This window comes from Mesorhizobium sp. WSM4313, assembly GCF_002294725.1.
GTDB lineage: Bacteria > Pseudomonadota > Alphaproteobacteria > Rhizobiales > Rhizobiaceae > Mesorhizobium.
The window spans coordinates 169,476-191,863 of sequence record NZ_NSFT01000006.1; the positions used below are offsets into that span (position 1 = coordinate 169,476).

Below are 22,388 nucleotides of genomic sequence, written 5' to 3' on the forward strand. Positions count from 1 at the left end.
CATGATGACGACGCCATGAATTGGAGGCGCTATTTCTGGCCGGTCATAGGCATCGCGGCCGTGGCGTTCTCGCTTTGGCTGCTCATCCACGAACTGCGCGGCGTTTCGCTCGACGACGTCTGGGCCGGCATTGCCGCCATCCCGCCGCGCGGCTGGGTGCTCGCGGCACTGAGCGCGGTCGTCGCCTATGCCTCGCTCGCCGGCTACGACCACATCGCGCTGCTGCATATCGGCAAGAAAGTATCGTGGCTGTTCGTCACGCTGTGCTCCTTCACCACTTACGCGGTGTCGCACAATATCGGCGGCTCGGTGTTTTCCGGCGCGGTCATCCGTTACCGCGCCTACGGCACGCGAGGACTGACCGGCCAGGAGGTCGGCGTGCTGGTGGCGATCTGCTGGTTCACCTTCATCCTGTCCAGCGTTTTTCTCGGCGGCCTCGTGCTGTTGCTGGAACCGCAGATCATCGATCGTTTCACGGGCGCGCCGCATCACGGCGCCGCATTCGCCGCAGGGCTCGCCATGCTCATCCTTGCCTGCGCCTACGCCTTCGGCAGTTGGCTGCGGCTGAGACCGCTGAAGATAGGCAGCTTCCAGCTGCACTATCCGGCGCTGCCGATCGTGGCGCGGCAATTGCTGATTGGGCCGGTCGAACTGCTCGGGGCCGCCGCGATCATCTATTTTGCCCTGCCCGAGATCGGCAATCCCGGCTATTTCGTGGTGCTCGGCGTGTTCATGGTGTCGTTCTCGATCGGGCTCCTGTCGCACGCGCCTGGCGCGCTCGGCGTGTTCGAATTCGTCTTCCTCACCGGGCTTTCGGACATGGATCCGGTCGGCGTGCTCGCCGCGCTTCTGGTGTTCCGCCTGTTCTATCTCATTGTTCCGCTGCTGATCGGCCTTGGCGTGGTGCTCTATTTCGAGCATTCCCAATACAGCAAAGGCGAGAGCTGAGCCTTCGGCGCCCGGCGGCAGAGCCAATGCATGTCGCCCAAAGTGCGGAACGGCTTTGGGAGAACGACATGCATCGGACAAAGGCTCAAAAAGCCTGCGTTGATCTCAGCTGCGGGCTTGACTATTTTCCGATGGCGGCTACAAGGCAGCGCTCGCGGCACATGAGCCGCCCGCATCGCGCGATACCAGACGCGCCTGCTGGGGAATAGGTTAACGGTAGACCCACGGACTCTGACTCCGTTAGTCCTGGTTCGAATCCAGGTTCCCCAGCCAAACTGGACTCCCTGTCGTCACAACGGTTTGCTTTGCGCCTGTTGCCGCTCCAGATGCGACCGTTTCCGCAAGTAGATCAAACGGTTGCCTGAAGACAGCGTGAACCTCACCTAGGTCCCATTGGCAGTTCGACAGCACGAGATTCAAGAGCCGCTTTTTCTCGTGCACAGGCTGTTTCGCAAACAGTCGGCTGGCGTTGCGCGCCAGTTCCAACAGCCGGATGCCGTCCTCCATGTATGATTCCTCGGCACTGCCATGGCGCTCTATCTCGCGAAGCAGCCGCGTCTGTTCGGTTCGCCACTGTGCCGACATTCGGTCGTAGAAGGCGTTGTCGATGCGGCCATCGAGCTTGTCGAGATACATGGCGTGCAGCCGATCCTCGAGCCGCTTGTACTCGACCTGGCATCGATGGATCGCCTGCTCGTGCTCACGGCGCTCGTCGGCATGGCTAGCCATGAGGGCCGCCTTTACCCATTCCAGTATCTCTTCGTCGAAATGCAACCGGTCGAGCAGGTTGGCGAATGCCTGATCGAGCACCTCCTCGCGGACGTATTTGCGGCGGCAATCTGCGTATCCGCCGCGGCCTTTGTTGGTATGCCCCGTGCAGTGATAGTAGACGTATTTGCCCTTCTTGATCTCCGCCACGATGGCGCAGCCGCATTCGGTGCAGGTCATCAGGCCGGTAAAGGCGAACTCGTTTCCTGTCGGGTGAGTTGGGACCGCATTGCGGCCCGTCAGAATGTCCTGGAACCCGCTCCCACAGTTCGATCGATACGAGAGGCTCGTGCTTACCCCGGTGCAATTTACCGTTCCACTGGAACATTCCCGTATAGAGGCGGTTGCGCAGGATCGTATGCACGGTGCTGACCGGAACCGGATTGCCGCTCTTGGGATAGATCAGCCCGTCGCCATGAGCTGCCTTGGCCAAGGCCTTGAGCGAATACTGTCCGGTTGCGTAGCGCTCGAACAGCTGTGTGACGACTGGAGCCAGTTCAGGATGCGGCTCGATAACCTTTCTGCCATCCTTCCCCGTGGTGTTGACATAGCCCAGCGGAGCCTTTGTCGGCCATATGCCCTGCTCCGCCTTCTCCATCTGCCCCTTGCGGGCTTCTTCCGACAGGTTGTCGATATAGTTCTTGGCCATCAAGACCTTGATGCCGTGCATGAACTTTTCAGATGAACGCGAGTCTCGCGACAGCGTCACACCTTCCTTGGCAAGGTGGATTTCCACATCAAGTTCATCAAGAGTCACCCAGTCCTTCAGGTTACGATAGAGTCGGTCGGTCTTCTCGACCAGGACGCTTCGAATGCCGGGATGCTTTCGCAGGTATTTGACCATCTCGGTGAAGTTGGTCCGGCCGGTGGTCTTGGCTGTCTCGACGTCGATAAACTCCTGCACAATGTCGAACCGCTGTTGCAGGGCGTAGTCGCGCAGCAGCTTGCATTGCGCGGGGATGGAGAAGCCTTCCTTCTCCTGCTCCTTGGAGGAGACGCGCGCGTAAAGCAACGCCTTAACAAGGCCTGGAGGCCTTGCCACTTTCATAAGACGCTGGTTCATCTAGGTGTCTCTTTCCCTCGGTGGTCATCGAGTTTGCGGATGTACAGAGCCGGCGATCAAGCGGCCATGAAGCGCCGGCTATTTGCCCCGGTCAATCCGGTCCCATTCGGCAAGGATGCGGAAGAATCCACCGAGATTGTCGACGATTTGCCGTGAGTCTTCCGTTGACATCGGTCGCCCCATGCGTGCCTCGAACAAGCGAGCTGTTCGTTCCAGAAATGCTTCGTCAATGGCACGTTGGCGCGAAAACAGATCGGTCTCGGCGTTCCGCTCAACGCTACGTTTTGTAACGCGCCGCTTCACGTTCAATGGTTTCGTCCCGACCACATCTGCATCGGGACAAGATTCGCTGAAGTTGTCTCAGCGGCGAATGGCCGTTATGTGCGCTGTTGTTTCTTTTCTTACTCCGATTTCTCCCAACGGCGGGTCGCAGCCTCAAGTCGAGAGATTCTCGGTTTTGGTCTGCAGAACTAAATCGGCGGCCATCGCCCGGTACCGCCTACAATCCGCATCAATGGCCGACCGGTCCGGCTGTTCCAGCGGTAGGCTCCCGGTGATTTCCTTCAAATCATCAAGTATCGAAGCAATATGCGGCCAGGGAAATTCGGTGGGATCGTCGATGTCGCGATCTGCGCCGGCGACGATTTCGAGCTTAGCGACGACGCCAAGAAGCGAGCGCGCCGGGGTTTGAGGCAGTTCGTCCTGTAGTTTCAGGGCAGCCGTCATAGCTTCGATTTCTGCTTGATAGGCGATCGAGTAGCCGAGCTTCTCATCCATAGCTTCCCGGGGCGCTGTGGCGAGTAAGCGAGCTTCCAAACGCTGCTGCAGACGACACAACACCAGCGAGGCTCTTTGGGCCTGCCGACAGTTCGTGAACAATGCAATAGCTGGATCAGAAGCAGCTTCGCGGCTCTTGCCGCTCTCCCGAGGCCGGGTCGGTGTTCCGCGGTTCCGACGAGAATTTGTATTCAAAGATCCAGCCATCATTCGGTCGACCATCCGGTTCCTGGCTCCTGTGCCCAGCCGTCAAGATGCTAGCACGACAAATTGTTGTAGAGAATACTCCGTGGTGAAATACTCTTCAACCCGTTGATCTCCCACCGATGGAGATACGTGAGGTATTCGCTCGGAATTTGCGAACGGCCCGACTAGCCAAAGGCCTGTCGCAGGAAGAGCTTGCACACCGCGCCGACATTGATCGTACGTACATCAGCTCTCTAGAGAGAGGCGTCTACAACGCCAGCATTGATGTAGTCGATCGTCTCGCCAAGGCGTTGGAAATCGAGGTGGCCGTGTTGCTCTCCAAGAATGAGTCGGGATCAATCAAACGAAATTGAGCTGGCGTCCGCATCCAACGATGTCGGATGGTCGGAATCGGTTTGCCTCGAAAACGAAGTTGAATTGGAAATAACGCGTGGCCGATGAGCAAGATTGCACTGCTCATTCGCCAGTTGCCTCAGGCCAAGACAAAACCCACTGGAGCTGGATATCGCAATTAATGGTACCGGCTACAATCAAGAGCGGCCACTTTGCGCCTCCATATTGGCCATTAGATTTTGCCCTAACGCTACCTGGATTCGCGGACAAGAAGGACGCAGTTCTGCCCCAAGCCAACCTCGAGGATATGAACATAGGCGCTCTACTCGAGCGCGGCTTCGACGTTGCGGCTTGCGATTAAACATTAGGCCGATGTAAGAGCTGATTAGGCTTGGAAAGCTCCACTTCGATTATTCAGTAATTTCGAGTTGTTTTGCGGGGCACGATGACGTTGACGGTGGCAAATGCAGAGATTCTCTTACGCCGATATGAAGCCCCCGCAAACCAGGATCTTTTCTTTGTTGGGTCAGCAGACCGACGTATCACATTCTATTCACAGCAGGTTCGCGCGCTTGAGCTAGCCCACGCGCTCGATGCAAGCGGGAGGCTTCTCCCAGACGACCGGATCGCAGTCATCGGCGGTGGCGCCGCAGGCCTTACCGTCGAGATGGCCCTTAACGTGCTTGGCGCCCGTGTTGAACTTTTCGAAGCTTCAGCTCAAGTTCTTAATCTTCAGCGAGGCTCGCCAAGGCTGCTGGACCCCAAAATATACGAGTGGCCTCGACCGGGAGCACTTGACCTACGTGCTGACCTTCCATTCCTCGACTGGAGCCGGGGCTTAGCTACTGCAACGCGAGAGGAGCTCATTCAAGGCAACGTGAAACTTGAGGCGCTTGTTGGGACGCAGCGCCAAGTTCAGCGCCATTTTGGCGTGAGAATCGCATCGGTTGAGAGGATCGCCAACAGGTGGGAGGTAACACCCGTTGGCGGCGCTCCCCAAGCTTTCACGAAAGTTATCGTCACATCCGGGTTTGGCGTTGAGCCTAATGTCGGAACTGCTGTTGCGCAGGCATACTGGAGCGCGGATGGCCCCCCGCAACCACAGCCTGCAAACGCTCGCTGCCTAATCAGCGGCGTTGGCGATGGCGGCCTGACTGACATGATGGCATTGCTGGTCGATAACTTTGAGCACCGTGCGTTTACTGAAGATTTTCTCAATCTCGTTTCAGCAGCTGAAATAGCGACGGCGGTCGATGCAGCCGAGGCCGCGGCTATCGGTACCGTTACGCTGCAGTCTCAATACGACCTCACTGTCCGACCAGTTTTGGAAAAATGGGGAGTCATAAACGACCTAGCTCAGAGGCTTGTCCCAGGACGTACGGTCGTCATGAACGCGACCAACGGATCTATTTTAGTGAAAGGGGCGGCATCAAAGCTCAATCAGGTGATGGCCTACGCTCTTCAGCTTACGGCGGCAGCTCAAAATCCGCCTCAGTTCTCTATTGCCAGCGGAAAGCTGAACAACGTCACAGATGAGGCCGGCCGCAAGCTCGCGCACGGTCCGGTCCTTCCAGATGGAACTCCTATTGGGGCCTTTGACCTGGTGATAGTGCGTCACGGACCAAAAAGGGAAGACCACCTCGCCTGGTTGGGCGATAAGTTCGAAATTTTTAAGGCGCATCGTTCGGGATTGGCCGCGGCTGATCCGGCCTCGGCTGATCCGCCCGTACTGTTAAACGACACATACGGTTTTTTCCATGAGAAGCAGGATCGTTTCGTTCAGCCGGCACAGAAATTAGAGCGTGCACATACTCGAGAGCGAAGAGAACATCTGATTATCCTGCAGCTTGACCGAGCTACTCGTAGCGTCGTCGAGCGAGGAGCAATGTCGCTCCTAGATGCGATTACTGGTAACAAGGCGGGTCTTGAGATTTACCTAGCCAACGCACCTGCATCGCTTGGAACTCTGCCGAGTGTACTAGTTCGGGCACTTCGTAGCGCCGGAGATCGGATAGCAGTCACCTGCAGACCTGATGATCACGCGGCTTGGATAAATGTGATTCCATGGATCAGTATGCGTATTGCGCAGCTTCCGGTCCCATATCCTCCAGTGCTCGCCCCTCCTCCGCAGACGCTATCTGAGGCAGTCGATGCCGTTCTGCTCGCGAAACTGGACCATGAGCTTTCTATGGTCTGGCAGTCAGGAACTTGCAATCTCGGTGCTGTACATCAAACCATTCTGGCAGCGATTCAGCCGGTCTGGGATGTATGGCGCACCGCGCTGCAAAATAGCCCCAAGTTGCGATCACACGTGTTGCAGACACTCTGGAATTGTGAGGGTGGCAGCAGCTGGGACGGCAATGGTGGTTGCATGGCGCGCCTGACGTCTGCGCTTGTTCTTATGCTAGCGACCAGCCTCGCGGTGGCTGGTTTGAATCCCGACGGGAGCAGCAAACAATCCAACCTTGCCTATGCTTCCGGCTTCGGACTCGGATCAGGCTGCGAATCCAGATCCGGAAAGCAGATCGACGACTGCAATGACCCTAGCGAATGGGACGCCGATATCATCATTCTGTCTGCCGCGGTTGAACTCGATTTTGAACTTGCAGGCACCCTCGGCTCGGCGGGAGGAGATCCAGCGCGGTCTCTCGCCGGGGCAGCGCGGGTAGCTCCCGCTCTGGTCAAACGTAGTACAAGGTGGCGAACGAAGCTTGCCGGTCCACTCCAGCACTGGCACGATGAAGTTGCCCTGGAACTGGAAGAGTTCGAGGCACGACGCGACGCGGGGATATCAGCGCTATGATAACGCTTGCCGGTTTCTCGGACCTCCTGACGGCACGTGCATCCTCGGTTGGCCTTGAAGTCAGGGCTGACCCCGGAATCATTGCGGATGGGTTTCGTGGCCGCGAGCCAAGTGATGCCAGACTTCCTACAGAAAAGGTCGGAATATGGTGCGGAACGTATCCGGTGATCATTGCGCCGTTGACTCCGACTGCGGCATCCGATTTCGGACCGCAAACGAAAGCACTGCACACTCAAGTCTTGATAGCCAGGTCTTACGTACCCCCGCAGTGCGTAGTCGACATGCACCTCTTCCTTCTTTTTCAGGCGGACTCGATCGACGATGATCAGGCAGCTGCGATCGATCGGCTGGAGCGCGACGAGAGCATCTGTCGAAAGCAGGTATTTGTTCCCCGGGTTAACACCGCTGAAGCCTTCGAGGCATTCGTCGACCGGACATTTCTCGCTCGCCCGTGGGCGGAACAACGGCCCAGAACGCGCGGATTTCAGTTGGACCAACCTGCAGCAGTGGTACGGGAGATACTGGAAAGGCAGGGGCTCGCTCCGGTTGCCGCCGAAGCATGGGTGCGTATAGCGGATGCTTATCGAAGTGGTGAGATCGCGGCGCCGAGCGAGTTGGTGAGAGATCTGGTTGCCGCAATGGATGAAAGCCATGTCTGATTTCTTCCTTACCAAGCTCCTCATCAATGAGTTTCGCACGTTTTCGGAGTGCGAGATCAGATTGCCGAATTCCCCTGGGGTATTGTTGGTTTGCGGACCAAATGGCCTCGGCAAGTCAACGCTTTTTGACGGCCTAGAGTGGTGTCTGTCGGGTAAAGTGGATCGCTTCGAGCATGCAAATAGAGGGGTGACTAGTGATCAATACCTTCGCAATTGGCATAGTCGGCTCGACCGTCAAACCTCAGTTGAGGCTACCTTCACGGGCGGTGAATCCACCCGGAGAAGGATTGTAGATCAGCAGGAGATCCAAGACGGCGAAGAACCGTCAAAACTCATGCAGTCGACCGCTTGGCGATCTCCAATTGGCGACCTTCACAACTATCTCCTTCTCACACACTTTCTTGGCCAATCAACCCTCACCCGCATGACCCACCGTCAAGCGACACAACGATGGGAATATCTCAAGGGGCCGGCCCGCAGTGATTGGGCGACCGAGATTGCTACCTCGCTGCACGGACATGGAAACAGCGCGGAAGCGAGAGCGTTCAACACTGCTGCAACCGAAGCTCAAGCCGAGGCGAAACGACTGGAGGACCTGCTAAGATCGGAGGAAGCCGTATTTGCCAGCAGCCGTGTGGCAGGTGCCATCGACGAGACGCAGTTGATTGCTCAAGCTGCGACTGTCCTGGACGACCTTCAACAATTGGACGCAGAGGTAACCATCAACGAATCGCCCGCGTCAGGCCAAGTCGCTTTGAACCATCTTTCCGAGACGATCGGTAAACTAAGAACTTGGCTTACCGGTCGGGAGACGAAACTTGAGCGTGCGGCAGCTTGTCTGAGGCAATACAATGAGGCGAATGCACGAGTTACCGAATTGCAAGCAAACCTCACGCCTGCAACAGCATCAATGACGGACCTGCAACACCGTGTCGAGTCTGCGACGTCGGACCTCAAAGAGGTTGAGGCCCGCCTTCAGCAAGCCAAGATAGCGTCGGCTGAGTTGAGCAGTAAACTTGCTGCGATCGAAACATTACGCAACCTCTTAGACACGAGGGCCTTGCAAGAGAAAAATCGCATCGAGCTGGATAGTGAGGTCGAACGGCTTGACCAAGACTTGGCGGCAGCCGAAGAGCGGGTACGCGTTGCGGATAAACGACTGAGGATCTCCCAGTCGATCGATGCTCGCCTCCGCACAATTTTACAAGAAATAAACGATGAAGAGGCCCGCCAAAAACTCGGGAGTGACATCTCGGAACTCGACGAACGAATTGTTGCTCAATCGGCGCAAATTGAATCGCTCCAAAAGGCGGCCCCCGACCTTGTGTCCCGCTTGCAACTAGCGAGAGGCAGGCAGCAAGCTGCCAGTGAAAGACTTCAAGCGAACAGGACAGCGCTCTCTTCAGCTCGGTCGGCAGTCGATCAACTGACGGCCGCCGTCGTTCAAGTTGCCGCACACATTGAGGATTCGACCTGTGTTTGCCCAATCTGCTTCACGGACTTTGAGCCCGGCGAATTGCGTCGTCGGGCCTCAGCTTCAGCGGAAGCACTGGGCCCGACCCTCGCACCTCTCGAGGAGTTGGTTCAGCAGGCGCAAAAGGAAGTTGATGATGCCGCGTCCGACGCTAGGACGCTCGCTGCGCAGGAAAGTGAGTTGCGAGAAGCTCACCAACAGTTGTCAGCGTTAGTCGAAGAACGGAGCGCCAAAGTAGTTCGGTGGAACGCATCGCTTGGTGTGGAAGGGAAGTCGGATCCAGCCCCTACGCAGCCGAACCTTTCGGCACTTCAACAAAGGGCAAACCGGCTACGGCATTGGATACGGATCATCGGAGAACCTGGCACCCTTCAAAGCGCGTGGTCTACCGAGCTCCTGTCCCGCAACAACATTGGTACTCGTCTCACTGAGCGCAGGAAGTCACGAGACGGAGAGGCGCTGCTTGTAGTCAGGGCGGAGGAGGACATTCAATTCACAGTCGGACTCCTTGGAATAGGCAACATCGACGGACTAGCCGATGAACTGCTCGCCATCCGAAGTCAAAAGGGGCAGGCGGAAAAGGCTTCCATCGATGCTGAGATCAATCTCCAACGCGCTCAAGCGGCTCTCGATGGCCTAGAGCGCGAACTTTCCGCCGCCATCACTCGGCAGAAAGGCCTTTCGGTTGCGCTCGAAGCTGCGCGAGGCGAAGTCGACCGGACAGTCACAGTCTGGGCGGGCCTGGGAATGCCCGGCGATCGCCCCACGGAAGATGAAAGGTCGAAAGCCGAGTTGCTTACCCACTCGCATAAAGCCCGTATTAGCACCGCTGAGCAAACCATGGCGCGGCTGCGTCTCGGGTTCAGCATTACTCTTCAGCAGGACGCCCACAAGGAAGCTTTTTCGCAATTGCAAGCAGCGGTCGACGCGTCGCCTTCGCTGGGGCGGGATGAGACGCTTCAATTGGTCAGATTGTCCCAAGCACAGGCGGTCGCGAGAGCGCAGAACTACCTCAGGGCACAGCGGATCGCACATACTGCCTACCAGCAGATTAATCAGCGCGTTGGCGCCTTCAATCAGCGTTATCTCAAACCGGTGAACGATCTTATGAATAAGATCAATCGCGCCATCCTCACCGACCCGGACGTCGGCTTGGATCTAGAGTTCTCACGCAACGCTGTCCGCCAAAGAACTCGCCCTTTACCGAAAGCTCCGCGCAACATTGAGAACTTGGACCCATTGCTAGTCCACAGCGAAGGCCAAATGGCTGCACTTGCCGTAAGTATGTTGTGTGCAGCCAGCATAACCTTCACGTGGTCCCGCTGGCGTGGTCTGGTGATGGACGATCCACTTCAGCACAATGACATAGTTCACGCATCCGCATTCGCGGATTTGATGCGGAACCTCATCCGCGAGAAGAATTACCAGATACTCCTCTCGACCCATGACCTAGGTCAGGCCGACTTTCTGCGCCGCAAGTTTGTCGCCGGGGGAATCCCCTGCGTCTTGGTGCAACTCGTCGGGCGCGGGAAGGAGGGCACCCTTATTCAGGTGGACGATCAGTACTCGCATGCCGCCTAGACCAGCAGGTTGGCCGAGCCTCGATCCGAACTGACCTAGCGTCCGGTTTCCACGGCGAAGGAATTGGAGGTGTTTACCTCTACCATGGCAACTATTGCGCGACCTTGGTGATCAAACCGCTTGAGCCCACTCGCAGAATGAGCTTTGACAAGAAGCGAACTTAAGTGAACGGCAGCGGTGTGTCTGCCGACCCATTGCCCTTAATCGCGATTGTTCTGTCCCGATCCAGTGCGCCACGCAGCCGGATTACCGACCCATCGATTAATATCGGATTCCCGCCACCCCGCACCGTTGACGCTGATTTTCAGCTGAGCCGGGAAAGTGCCTTCGGCGATTTTGCGGTACATCGTCGAGCGGGACAAGCCAGTCCGTGCAAGGACAGTTCTTAGGCGAATGATACGATCCGGTTCAGGCATGGCTGCCTTACCTTTCGCTGGGAGCCTTTGGCACATCCTGGAACCAGACAGTGCAACTCAGGCTCGCGCAATCCGATTTGTCATCTTATCGATCTGTGGCGCGGGAACGGCGGCAATCGGAAGGAGTCACAGCCCGATGCCCCGTCCCATGCTGATGCCGTGGTTGAACATCAGTTCCACACCCAGGCGCCGGCCGGATTCGACCTGAATGCCGAGCGCCTTCTTATGATTGGCGAGCAGGGATTCCAGTTGCGGATCGCGTTCGAGGCTTTTGGCCATGTCGGACATTGCCGTGCGCGTTGACTTGTAGCCCGACATGTCGCCGGCCTGGTATTGGCCCTGGCTCGTGCGATCGAGCTTTTGCCAACGCTCCACGAAACGATCTGCGCGGCGGCTCGGATCGTTGTCCAGTCCGGTGCGGATTTCCGTTTCAAGCTGGAGAGCCAGCACGATACGATTGACCCGGCCGGCGCCCGTCTCATGAACCAGCTCGGGATTCTTGGCGTAGGCCGCTTCGGCATCGCGCCAGCCATGCGGCCGCACCTTCTCGAACGCGCTGCGGGCATCTCTCAATTCGCGCATCTGCTCGGCATTGCCCTGCCCGTCCGCATTTCCAGCACTGAGGATCGCGTCGAGCGCGCGCGCGTGGCGCACAAGCGCCCTCGTGCGAGCGCTGCGCAACGCCGCTTCCGCGTCCACCGGCACATCCGTATCGCGCTGCGCTCCCCTGTCGGAAGTATCTGTCCGTGGCGCAGCGCCGACATCGGTGCCCAGCACTTCAAAATTCTCCCTTCCCGGCCTGCGCCCACGGTCCTGGCCGGGCTCGGTATCTCCGGGCGAGCGCAATCCGTCCAGCAGTCCGCCGATCCGATCGCGGAGGTTCTCCGGAACGATGCGATGCACGATCTCGACCACACGCTCGCGGAAGGTGATGCCGCGCCTCTCGGCATAGCTCTGAGCTGGATCGGCTTGCCCGTAGTCCGACGCCATGTCCTTGGCGCGGTCGCGTGACAGGGCGCGGACAAGCCGTTCACGGGTGGCAAAGTCGTCGCTGCCATAATGCAGGTCCATCCCGTCTCGATGCCGTGACAGGGCGACGTAGCTGCCATGAGCATCCATGCCTGGCGTAGCGAGCACATGGGTGCGGTCGACTGTCATGCCCTGAGCCTTGTGGATGGTCGCGGCATAGCCGTGGTCAAGGTGGGCATAGTCCTTGAGATCGAACTGGACCGATCTGCCGTCGTCGGTGCGCACGGCCATGCTCTGTGTGCTGACCTCTTCGATTACAGCAAGCGTCCCATTCTTGACGCCGAGCCCGCGCTCGTTGCGCAGGAACATGACGCGGTCGCCACTGGCGAAGCTTCTCAAACCGCGTTCCACCTCTACCTGGACTTCTTCGCCGAGACCGCCGGCAGCGTGCATACGCTCGCGCGCTGCCTGGTTGAGTGCACGCACTTCGTCGTTTGTGTGGGTGAGAATAATCCGGTTCGCCTCGGGCTCTGCCTGCCTGCCGCGATCCCAGCGCTCGACCAGTTCGCTACGCGCCTCCTCGCGTGTCGCGGCCTGATGCACCATGCCTTGCGCGTCATACGCGCTGATCGCAGCGCCAATCTTGTCAGTTGCCAGATCGCGCGTGGCGTCACGCTGCCAGTCCTCGCGCTGCCGGCGCACCTGGCTAATTTCGACGCCGCCATGTCGCTCGTGGATGGAGCGGAATGCAGCGCCGGCCTCGATCGCCTGCAACTGCTGGGGATCACCGACCAGCACAACCTTTGCACCGACGTCCGCGGCATGGGAAAGCACGCGCTCCAACTGGCGCGTGCCGACCATGCCGGCCTCATCGATCACCAGAACATCACGAACGGTGAGCAGATCGCGGCCCTGTGCCCAACTGTGTTCCATGCTGGCGATGGTGCGAGACAAAATGCCCGATCCGCTCTCGAGATTCTCGGCCGCGATGCCAGAGAGTGCCGCGCCTCGAATCTCATAGCCTGCTGCCGCCCATGCCTGGCGCGCAACACCCAGCATCGCGCTCTTGCCGGTGCCGGCAAAGCCGATAACGACACCAAGACCGCGGTCATCCGTAATGTGAGCGAGTGCATCGGCCTGTGCACCCGAGAGGACAAGACCGCGCTGCTCTGCGTTTGCCAGAGCAGCATTGCGATTCTGATCACTCACCGCATGAAGCTCCTGACCAGCCATGCGTTCCGTAGCATGGTGAAGTCGCTGTTCGATCTCGATCATCCGCCTAGTGGTGAAGCGATCTTCGCCGCGTCCGTCCTTGCCGAGTTCGACCAGTTCGGGCGCCCCGCGCATCGCGCCGATCACCGCGTTGAACTGGTCGATCCCATCGCTGTGCCGATGCGCGAACTTCGCGATGTCCTTTCGGGTGAAGGTCGATTGCTGATGCGTGATGGCATCCAGCGCCAAGGACGGATCCGCGATAATCCGCGCGCCATTGCCGCGCGCGATTTCGCGATGCAGTTCGGCGCGGTCCGCTTCAATGCCGGCAGCGTCGAGGCCGCTGCCTTCAATGCGTTGAGCCGGAGCACCGATCTGGGTTTGCGGCTCAAGTGCAATGCCCTGCGCTTCCAGACTGCGATGATCGATACGGGCGTCGGTGTCGAGTTCGGCAAGCCGCTCATTGGCAAGCTCCGCCCATCGCTCGCGCCAGCGCTCGACCAGCTCCGTCTGGTTCCAGTCTCGAACCTTCGCACCAAAACCGTTCTCGTCGACGGACCGCATGGTCAGCATGACATGGGCATGCGGCTTGGGACTGCCATCCTCCGCCCTGTCCCAATGCACATTGAGATCGGCAACCATGCCTCGGCTGACAAACTCGGCCCGCACAAAGTCGCGCGCCAGTTCGATGCCTTGCGCCTGGCTCAGTTCGCGCGGGAGCGCAAACTCCACCTCGCGGGCAAGCTGGGCATCCTTCCTCACCTCGAAGGCCTCGACATCATTCCACAGCCGCTCGCGGTCGCTCCAGGCTCCCGGTGCATTCTCCGGCAGCATCACCTCGGAATGGACAACGCCGCGCTTGCCCGAGAAGTCATGCGTGCGTTCGATCCGATCGTCGCGCAGCCGCGAGGCCGAGCGGTAGGCGGCCGACGCCACGGCGCTTGACCCAGCCTTGCGGCCAATGACCTTGACGTGAAGATGATAGATCGCCATCGCGACCAGATCATTTGCACGGCAAACCGCACGTTGGCACGACGTATAAGCGCGCCCTCCCTCGAAAAAATCTCGGGATGGACCAGTCCGTCCCGGGCTGTCTCGGCAACTGTGAAGCCTTTCGGCAGGCGCTCCCCTATCATTGCCACATCGACAACCGATGGAGACAACCATGCGAAAGCCGCGGGACTTCGACGCCGAACTGAAGGCGCTGGAAGAAAAAGGGCGAGAGCTCAAAACCAGAAAAGTGCAGCAACTTGGCGAACTGGTGATCTCCACGGGCGCCGATCAACTCAGCACCGACGAACTGGCCGGGGCGTTGATTGCACTCGCCGAAACGAAAGACACCGCAAAGCGAGAGGCATGGGCTAAGCGTGGAGCGATGTTTTTCGAGAGCCGGTCCCGGCTATTTGCTCCTGCATCTCGGCGCAACCTGCGCGGCGCTCCGGCGCAACCGGGCAGCCCAAAATCGCCGGAAAGCGGCGATGGCTCGCAATGACATGCGCGTGTGGCAGGTCGAGCGCCGCAAGCGCACCCGACATTTGATTGAACTCGGTGGGCTGGTCGTCAAGGCAGGGATCATCGAACTGACCAATGACGATCGCGACATCATCTACGGAGCGATGCTCTGGATCGCCGCCAAGCTGCAAAATTATGAAGGCGAGCATGCGCGAGACCTGTGGGCCGCGAAGGGGAAGCAGGCATTCGATGCGGAACGGCATGAAGTCCATAAGAACCATCGAACATAGTCGTGGTTGGCGAGCAGCGGCGATGCAAAGCCGTCCATTTGGTGACACCCCGCCAACAACTAATTCAGTGTGAAATGGTCTTTCCCACTCAACTTCCGACGGCATTCATTTTTTCCGACGACGTTCATTCTTCCACCAAATCGCGAAGCGCCGAACGGATGCGCGGCCGAAGTGCATTCACAAATGCGTTGGTTCGCTCCTGAAGCCAGTTGAGGGCACGTTCGCGGTCTTCTGGATTCTCCAGGTCCCGCACGGTGAAGTCCTGCGCAATAATCGGCCTGTCGCCCTCAAAATCGATAGTCACCCCCGGGCCCAATTCCGCAGCCAGTTCTTCCGCTTGGGGGGCCAGCGCTTTAGACGCCCGCTCGCCCACGGAGTTTCGATTTGAGGAAAGGTCCAGACCGACGCGGTTGGTGCGCACATCACGGTAAACGGTCAACCAACTTGAGCCACCGGGAGCTCCGAACTTGAAGACGATATGGCCGCCAAGGGCAGGCGGGGGCCGCATCTGATCCGGATCGTCGAGATGGAGTCCCGACAGGAAATCTAGCCAGAAGCTCTGCCTGATGGCGTTGCGCCGCTCCCGCCCGGCTCTTCTTTCCGGTGACTCGATGGAAGCAGAAGATTCCCCTTCTTCGTCCTCAGACAGAGCGAGGCCTTCCGGAAGCGCGATAACGGTCCTCACAATTGTCTGCGTCTTGGCGAGCACACGCGGCACAACGATCCGTGCCCCATCTACTAGCTGGTAAATCGGCATTTCGACGAGGCCCAATGTGAAATGAAGTCCGGAATGACCTTGCAGATACTCAGCGATCGTCTCCACACCGACGCGAATACCATCACCAACAATCAGAAGCAGGAATCGCCCGCGCCTTAGGTTCAGCGTCAGCGCGTCATTGAAGCTTATCTCGTCCACATCGTTCCCTGCTGCCCGCACCAAATCGAGAATGACATTTCCTTCTCTGCCTACTCGTCGACTGGCCTCGCGCTGCAGGTCGGATGAGGTCCACAGAGCGAGTTCCTTCGCATAGTCGAGAATCTGCCCAACTACCTCCCGCCTGCCTTCTGGATTGCGCCAAAGCTTGCATTCAACGAGCACCGGCAGGCCAGTAGGCGTGACCATGAAGTTGTCGATTGGACCAGCCGGCGTCGAAAGCTCTCGGCAAATCGATACCGGGTTAGCGAATAACGGATCGATCTCGGCGATGGGCAGGCAAGATGGAAAGCGATGAATGAGGTCCTGAATCGCCGCCTCGGTCATGCCATGTCCCCCTCCGCCAAGCTCGAGGAGCCTTGCAGTCACTACCGAAGCTCCGTCGTCGGAGATAACCAGAGGCGTTGAATGCTGCCTCGCCATGCGTCATTCCTCCTGTTTAGGCTGCGGCTGAACCGCATTTGCCAGCGGCCCGATTGCCTCTCTGGGCAACAATTTCTTCTCCAAGCACCGCTTAGGCGCGCGGATTGAGTAGTTCTGTCGCGACCGCGCCGACCTCTGTCCCTATGTTCGCGCGCGCTTTGGCCCACAGCCTTCGCAAAAGTGGCTCAGGGACCATACCGTCGAACCTCGCTGTCTCGAGGTTCTCGACGAACTCCGAAATGGACTGAATATCCGGTGGACGTTCAGCTACCTGGCGAAGGACCGCCTCAGCTTCTTCAGGTGTAGTCTCCAGAACCGTCACACCGACGTCGTGCATCACGCATTCAAGGCCCGCCGAAACCAATGTGAAGGCGAGAACGGCATTGGCTTCGGTGCCTCTCCAGGTCAGGACCTGCGTATCCTTCACTGCCGGCAGGAATCTGGTCTGCCGCAGTCCGAACTCCGCATATGCCTCCCTCCCCTGGCGCAGGAAGTCGGCGGCGGTCGCATCGAGATAAGCGGGAATGTCGCCGCCTTCTAGGACCGCTCGCATCTCGGCCGAGAGCCTGTCGTGGACAGGTTCGCTCATCACGTTGTCGAACTGAGGAATCTTTCCGGACCGATGCCGCTCGACCTCGAGCACCTTGCTTCGGTCGTCCACCGATGCGATACGCCAGCGCTGTCCGGCGAAGGCAATCACCACTCCGACGGCTACCGGATTTGAGATCGGGATAGTCCCAAGAGTACGACCGCCGCAGACGATCCGCCACTCCTCGTCCGTCGAGAACACGGCGTAGAAGTCGCGGCCAGCCGTAAGCCGCTCCCCGAATTCGCCGAGCATAACGGTACCATCGGGCGCCTGCTCCAGCAGCCGGTTGTCCGCCGAGGCCATTCCGCGCAGCAACTCGACATAGTCGCCTTTTCCCAAAACAGAAAGCGGACCCGCCGAGCATATCGTCTCGAAAAGGCGATCAGCGCGCAGCCCCCCTTTCTGCGCGATCACAGAGAGTGTCTGGTGAAGCGCGACGGTCGCGACTGCGTCGACGGCAGAAGGCGGCTCGACGAACTTCGCGACGAGCAGGCGCACAGAAGCAACTGCACGCACCGTCTCCAGCCTCAGGTGATCTAGTGGGTCGGAATCCTGTCCGAGATTTCGCTCCCGCACATACATGCGAAGGATTGCAGGAACGCCGCGCCGCCGGCCACTGCGCCCCAGGCGTTGGCGGAGCGACGCGAGCGACCGCGGCGCCCCGACCTGGGCCACCGACTTGATCGATCCGATGTCGATGCCGAGCTCCAAAGTGGTCGTCGCGACCGCCGTCGTGGGCAGGTTGGCCTGCTTCAGCCTGTCTTCGAGCTCCTCGCGCAACTCCTTCGAGAGGCTGCCATGGTGAGGAAAGAACTCGTTCGGGACGCCGCCATTCTCGGATCGCGTCCGCAGCCTGTCCGCCAGGGCTTCCACGCGCCTGCGCGACCCGGCGAATACAAGGTTGTTCGCTCCGCGAAGCGTCGCGAACATATGGTCGGCGATGAAGTCCAGCGCGACTGGCTTCTCCTCCGCCTCCAGTCCGTCGATCTCTTCGGCGTCCTCGCCATCCCCGTACGCCCGCACCTGGAGCCTTAGCTCGGGCGAGTCCGCCGAGGACTCCACGATCGAAACGGACGAAGGCGAAGCCGGGTTCAGCCAGCCGGCGGCAACGGACAGGTCGCCAATAGTGGCGGACAGCCCGATCCTCCTTGCTGGCGCGGGTGACAGCGCATCCAGCCGCCGCAGCAAGGTAGCCAGATGGAGGCCGCGCGGCCCGCTCAGAAAGGCATGCAGTTCGTCGATTACGATGAAGTCCAATGCGCCCAGCATCCTCCTTGCATCGCCCGGACGACGCAGGAGCATCGCCTCAATGGATTCCGGAGTTATCAGCACGACACCGCGCGGGTCGCGTCTTGTACGCTGCTTGGCGGCTTGTGGCGCATCCCCGTGCCATCGAACGACGTCGATCTCCATCCGCTCGCAGAGGTCGTCCAGGCGGCGGAATTGGTCGTTGATCAGGGCCTTGAGCGGACCCACATAGAGGACCGACACGCCTGGCTCCGCCCGCGTCGCCACTTTCGTCAGAATTGGCAAGAAGGCGGCTTCCGTTTTCCCAGCCGCCGTTGCGGCCGCGATCAGGACATCATTCCGGCCGCCCAGGATCGCGGTGATCGCCTTGTCCTGGACATCGCGGAGTTCCTCCCACTTCTGCTCCCAGATCCAGCGCCGGATCGTTTCATGGAGCCTATCGAATCCGGAGGGAGCCTCAGAGCCTGACGGTGGCAAGATCCTCGTCCCCGCCCTCGGTTTCGCCCTCGCTCTCGTCCGCCGAAGAGCTTTCGGCGTCAGGCGCGATATCGACGCGGCCCACTAGGCTCGCCCATTCGGTTCCAGGATTCTGCTCAAGGATTGCCAGAAACTGCACGAACGCCTTTATCGTGTTCCGCGGCGTCCTGAAGTAGGCATCGCCAACGTGCTTGTTGCAATGCTCCATGAACGCTGGAAGGGCTTCATCCGGAACAAGGTTCTTGGCGGGATCGCCGGAGGCAAACACTGCTCGAATATTTGAAAGAAGGATCAGAAGGTCCTCGGGCGTGAGGCTTTGGAGGCGCAGCACCGGACCCGAAAGATCGACCAGGCCGTTCGTCGCGAACGCATTCTCGGAAAGGCGGGATTGCAGGGCCGAGTAGCTGTACAGGCCGCGGCGAGTGTCCATGAGGAACTCCGGCGTGCCGCCCAACGCGAAACCGAAGCCGCCAAAGCTGCCCTGCAATATGTCGTTGAGCATGCGCAGGATCTGCTCGAAGTTCTGGTTGCGAGCCTGGGCGCTCTGAAGCTTGTACAGGTTCACCATTTCGTCGAAGACGACGAACAGTCCGGCGTATCCTGCAAGCTTCACGAACGCTGCCAGCAGCTTGAGGGAATCATAGACGTTGTCGTCATCGATGATGTTGCGGACGCCAAGCGCCTGGCGCGCCTCCGTCTTCGTGGAGTATTCCCCGCGCAGCCAGCGGAGGGCGGAGGCCTTGAGAACCTCGTCGCCCTCCTCGCTTCCTTTCCAGTACGCCTTCAGGACCGTCGCGTAGTCATAGCCGCCGACATGTTCCAGCATGTGCGCGAGACGCTGGTCGATGATGCGCTCGACAAGCTCGCCCGCTTGTGCCGCCTCCTGGACGCACTCCGTCACGAAGCGCTCGACCACGCTCGGCAGTGCGCCGCCATCGGGCCGGGTCCGCGTCGCCATGTTCCGGACGGCTTCGGCATAGAGTCCCCTCGCCTGGCCTGCCGTCGCATGAATCCTGCGGTCGGGCGCGAGATCGGCGTGGATCGTGACGCATTTGCGCTCGAGTGCAACCAGTCGCACGAGGTTCATGAAGAAGGTCTTGCCGGCGCCATATTCGCCGATCACGAAACGGATCGCCGCGCCACCGTCGCAAATGCGGTCGATATCGCGGACCAACGCTCCCACCTCGGCGGCGCGGCCGACCTGCACGTGGCGAAGCCCCGTCTTGGGGACGACCCCGGCTGCGAGCGCCTGCAGAATGGCGTCGCGATCGCGCGTCTTGATAGTCGTCACAGCCGTCATGCTTCCACCCTTGTTTGCTTCAGCTTGTCCCTGAGATGCTCGGCGACTGAAATGCGTTCGTCGCCATCGACTACAGGTTCGTCGAACCTGTCGAAACCCCATTCGTTTATCGTTTCGATCGCGCCGTCGGGCAACAGCCGAAGCTTCCGTGCCTCGTCTTCGAAGGCTTGCCGATCAAGTTCGCCGCTCTCGGCCAGAAGGCGCAGCAACGTGGCGTGAGGGCCATCGAGACCCGCGAACTTCCCTTCCGAAGCTACAGGTTCCCTGACCTGAGGCGGAGAGGCTGTCGGCTCCTCTTCGATGAAGATGCCGGCGAGAAGTTCCGACACGGCCGAGGTCTCCGATTTGATCCGCTGCAGGCGACCATGATCTATCCTGACGCCGCCCGAGGAAGATGCAGGAGGCTGCGCGGTGATCGGAAGGCCGGTTGCGCGCGTCTCCCGAGCGACGGCGACGGGCTCGTCCAGCGCGACCGACCCGCGATGGAGGGCGGAATACAGATCTTCCACCGGGTAGCCGAGAGCCTTGTACAGCCGCTCGAGGAACTTGACCTCGTCAGGAGCCGCGTGTCCATCCGCCATGACTGCCGACAAGGCCGCCCTGACGACGCTAGCGCGGGCATCCGCACCGATGCTGCCCAATTTCTTGATGGCGGATTGCTGCGCCGCCGGGTCCCTGAGAAGCGTGCTGGCGTACGCCATCAGCCTGCCGCGCTCGACGCCACCCACGCCGGGAAACGAACGGATGTCCGCCTTGATCGATTCGAATTCGCTGGGCTCGACCCTTCCGTCGGAAACGGCCGCCAGCGCCGCCACTTCTACCATCGCCCTGGCGGCAGCATAGGCGGGGGCCTCGCCGTCCACGGGGGCCCCTTCCTTCGCCTTGAACAGCAGGATGTAGCCGTCGGCTTCCAGGCCTCGCGAGCCGTACCTGCGGTCCGGCTCGAAGCCAACATCCAGCTTGTCCATCAAGGCGCCGATCTGGTTGCACACGCCAGCGCCGAGTTTTCCCTTGGGCGGGATTTCCATTTCCAGGGCTTGCGCCAGTCGCGTCACCTTGACCCCCGCGATCCTATGATCGCCAAAAAGATCGTCAACGCGCTTGAGCGCCGCGGCTCCGGTCCCAGAGCTGGACGTCAGGATCTCCTTGGGCAACAGGAAAGCGGCCTCGACGGTATCCTTGGCCTCAGGTTTCTTCCCAAGAAGACGGCTGTAAGCGGCCAGCTCGTCCGTACAGGCGTTGAGAAGGTCTCTCAGTCCATCGATCGGCGCGGAAAGGGCAGCGACGTCGGGAAGCGGTCCGAGCTCGCTATCCAACAGGTCCACCCTGCCCCCGAAGCCTCCGCTCGCCGCCCGGTATTCCACTTTGATCTTGGTCCTCGGCGAATTGACCTTCAGCCCGTCCGGATACCGCGACCCGAACCGCACGTGCCAGAGTTCGGCGAGTTTCTCGAAGCATCTGGATGCGGGCGTGCGTAGTTGCGTATCCGGAAGGGACAGTACCCACAGAAGCGCGTCGGTGCTGTCGAAAGGAAGTTTGGAACCCAGCTTTCGTCCGAGATGCAGCCTTACGGACAGCGGCATCTCATAGCCGTCCCTCAGATCCGGCGAGAGTGCCGGGCGGGAGATGTCCGGGTTCGCCATCAAATCCGCCACGTCCAGGAACTTCGAAGCGTAGCCCTTGAAGGAGTAGTTCTCGCCATGGAGCGCAAGGAGGCGCCGGACCTCCGCGGCCATCGCCGACGCCTCGTTCCTGGCCTCGTCGACGAAGAGACGACGTTCGAGGCCGTAGAAAAATATGAAAACGTAGCCTATGCCGATCGAAGGATCGTTCCTGCCTCCTGCAAGCCACTCGAGATACGTCCGCCGCGCCGCCGGGGAGATCGACTGATATGATGGCCAGTAGGGCAACGTTTTGCCTTCGGGATCGCCTCGTACGGATCCGACCTGGCAAGTTGGATCAACCAGGCAGTTCTCCGCCCCGGATTTTCCGGCGAAGGACGCGCCGAGATAGAACATGCCCGAGTTGATTGAGACTCCCGCCACCCGAACATCTTCTCCAGAAGGTATCCATTTTGCCGGAGTTTTGGGCTGACGACCGCTATCGCGTGCGAGCATGCTAGCCGTGACCGGGCGCCTTTCCCACTGGCTGCTTCCATCGGTGAAGCGCCTGTCCGGACGAGATCGCGAATCGTGCCAAGGCTGCTGCGGCGACACAGTCCGCTCGCTCGTCGGCGCAGACCCGTCCTGCACAGGTAGGCGTGAGCGCTGCGGTGTCTCTGCGAGACTCTGCTTGCGTCCCAGATAGATCAGCCACGCAACCAACGCCGCGCCGATCAGGAACCATTCCATAGTCGTCCCCCCGGACCCTCAGGATATTCCGTTGACATCATGGCATGGTCTGCGGGTATCGGACAATCTTCGAACAAAGATTGCCGCCGATAGCAAACAACTTCGGTGACGAAG

Annotated in this window: 16 protein-coding genes, 1 tRNA gene and 2 pseudogenes; 8 read left to right on the forward strand and 11 right to left on the reverse strand. The window is 59.7% G+C overall.

Translation table 11 applies throughout. From position 1 onward, the window contains the following. Positions 1 to 15 precede the first annotated feature (15 nt). Together CK219_RS16065 and CK219_RS16070 are read left to right on the forward strand one after the other, a co-directional pair. Complete coding sequence (locus CK219_RS16065) at positions 16 to 948, forward strand: YbhN family protein (RefSeq protein ID WP_095767722.1); 933 nt, start codon at positions 16 to 18, stop codon at positions 946 to 948. Between the two features lie 199 nt (positions 949 to 1,147). Then, positions 1,148 to 1,221, forward strand: a tRNA-Gln gene (locus CK219_RS16070). Here the strand turns inward: CK219_RS16070 and CK219_RS32175 are convergent. From CK219_RS32175 to CK219_RS16080, 5 genes and pseudogenes are all read right to left on the reverse strand, one after another. Continuing rightward, the gene (locus tag CK219_RS32175) at positions 1,189 to 1,677 is read right to left on the reverse strand and encodes a hypothetical protein (RefSeq protein ID WP_245340511.1); all 489 of its coding nucleotides are present in this window, start codon (positions 1,675 to 1,677) and stop codon (positions 1,189 to 1,191) included. The two genes, CK219_RS16070 and CK219_RS32175, sit on opposite strands and share 33 nt — an antisense overlap. Before the next feature lie 114 nt (positions 1,678 to 1,791). Then, a pseudogene (locus tag CK219_RS32180) lies at positions 1,792 to 1,896 on the reverse strand (hypothetical protein); the annotation flags it as partial. A gap of 133 nt (positions 1,897 to 2,029) precedes the next feature. After that, positions 2,030 to 2,779, reverse strand: a pseudogene (locus tag CK219_RS32185) (recombinase family protein); the annotation flags it as partial. Between the two features lie 78 nt (positions 2,780 to 2,857). Continuing rightward, positions 2,858 to 3,088, reverse strand: coding sequence for a hypothetical protein (locus CK219_RS31205; protein WP_141245349.1), 231 nt, complete (start codon positions 3,086 to 3,088; stop codon positions 2,858 to 2,860). 126 nt (positions 3,089 to 3,214) lie between these two features. After that, positions 3,215 to 3,556: a hypothetical protein gene (locus CK219_RS16080; RefSeq protein WP_176477027.1), complete on the reverse strand. Its 342-nt coding sequence runs from the start codon at positions 3,554 to 3,556 to the stop codon at positions 3,215 to 3,217. Between the two features lie 326 nt (positions 3,557 to 3,882). Between CK219_RS16080 and CK219_RS16085 the strand changes: the two genes are divergently transcribed. From CK219_RS16085 to CK219_RS16100, 4 genes are all read left to right on the forward strand, one after another. Then, a complete protein-coding gene (locus CK219_RS16085) occupies positions 3,883 to 4,116 on the forward strand; it encodes a helix-turn-helix transcriptional regulator (RefSeq protein ID WP_095767723.1) in 234 nt (77 codons plus the stop codon). Between the two features lie 425 nt (positions 4,117 to 4,541). Continuing rightward, positions 4,542 to 6,899: an ABC-three component system protein gene (locus tag CK219_RS16090; protein ID WP_095767724.1), complete on the forward strand. Its 2,358-nt coding sequence runs from the start codon at positions 4,542 to 4,544 to the stop codon at positions 6,897 to 6,899. Next, positions 6,896 to 7,558: an ABC-three component system middle component 1 gene (locus CK219_RS31210; protein WP_141245350.1), complete on the forward strand. Its 663-nt coding sequence runs from the start codon at positions 6,896 to 6,898 to the stop codon at positions 7,556 to 7,558. Before CK219_RS16090 ends, CK219_RS31210 begins: the two co-directional genes overlap by 4 nt. Next, positions 7,551 to 10,613, forward strand: coding sequence for an AAA family ATPase (locus CK219_RS16100; RefSeq protein ID WP_176477028.1), 3,063 nt, complete (start codon positions 7,551 to 7,553; stop codon positions 10,611 to 10,613). The genes CK219_RS31210 and CK219_RS16100 overlap by 8 nt, the downstream gene beginning before the upstream one ends. Before the next feature lie 200 nt (positions 10,614 to 10,813). Here the strand turns inward: CK219_RS16100 and CK219_RS16105 are convergent, their stop codons facing one another. Both CK219_RS16105 and traA read right to left on the reverse strand, forming a co-directional pair. Then, entirely contained in the window at positions 10,814 to 11,029 is a 216-nt protein-coding gene (locus CK219_RS16105; protein ID WP_095767904.1) for an AlpA family phage regulatory protein, read from the reverse strand. 126 nt (positions 11,030 to 11,155) lie between these two features. After that, positions 11,156 to 14,203 carry a Ti-type conjugative transfer relaxase TraA gene (gene traA / locus CK219_RS16110; protein ID WP_095767727.1) on the reverse strand — a complete coding sequence of 1,016 codons (3,048 nt, stop codon included), beginning with the start codon at positions 14,201 to 14,203 and terminating at the stop codon, positions 11,156 to 11,158. A 172-nt stretch (positions 14,204 to 14,375) separates the two neighbouring features. Here traA and CK219_RS16115 point away from each other — a divergent pair, with 172 nt between their 5' ends. Continuing rightward, positions 14,376 to 14,702 (forward strand): conjugal transfer protein TraD, encoded by a 327-nt coding sequence (locus CK219_RS16115; RefSeq protein WP_095767905.1) that lies wholly within the window; start codon positions 14,376 to 14,378, stop codon positions 14,700 to 14,702. Next, the gene (locus CK219_RS16120) at positions 14,689 to 14,952 is read left to right on the forward strand and encodes a conjugal transfer protein TraD (protein WP_245340494.1); all 264 of its coding nucleotides are present in this window, start codon (positions 14,689 to 14,691) and stop codon (positions 14,950 to 14,952) included. The genes CK219_RS16115 and CK219_RS16120 overlap by 14 nt, the downstream gene beginning before the upstream one ends. Before the next feature lie 124 nt (positions 14,953 to 15,076). Here the strand turns inward: CK219_RS16120 and CK219_RS16125 are convergent, their stop codons facing one another. The 4 genes from CK219_RS16125 to CK219_RS16140 all read right to left on the reverse strand — a co-directional run bounded on the left by CK219_RS16125 (position 15,077) and on the right by CK219_RS16140 (position 22,274). Next, the gene (locus CK219_RS16125; RefSeq protein WP_245340495.1) at positions 15,077 to 16,213 is read right to left on the reverse strand and encodes a hypothetical protein; all 1,137 of its coding nucleotides are present in this window, start codon (positions 16,211 to 16,213) and stop codon (positions 15,077 to 15,079) included. 187 nt (positions 16,214 to 16,400) lie between these two features. Next, positions 16,401 to 18,623, reverse strand: a complete 2,223-nt coding sequence (locus CK219_RS16130) for a DEAD/DEAH box helicase (RefSeq protein ID WP_245340496.1) — start codon at positions 18,621 to 18,623, stop codon at positions 16,401 to 16,403. Then, positions 18,604 to 19,923, reverse strand: coding sequence for an ATP-binding protein (locus CK219_RS16135; RefSeq protein WP_095767731.1), 1,320 nt, complete (start codon positions 19,921 to 19,923; stop codon positions 18,604 to 18,606). Before CK219_RS16135 ends, CK219_RS16130 begins: the two co-directional genes overlap by 20 nt. Next, complete coding sequence (locus tag CK219_RS16140; RefSeq protein ID WP_095767732.1) at positions 19,920 to 22,274, reverse strand: TerB N-terminal domain-containing protein; 2,355 nt, start codon at positions 22,272 to 22,274, stop codon at positions 19,920 to 19,922. The genes CK219_RS16135 and CK219_RS16140 overlap by 4 nt, the downstream gene beginning before the upstream one ends. Positions 22,275 to 22,388: the final 114 nt, after the last annotated feature.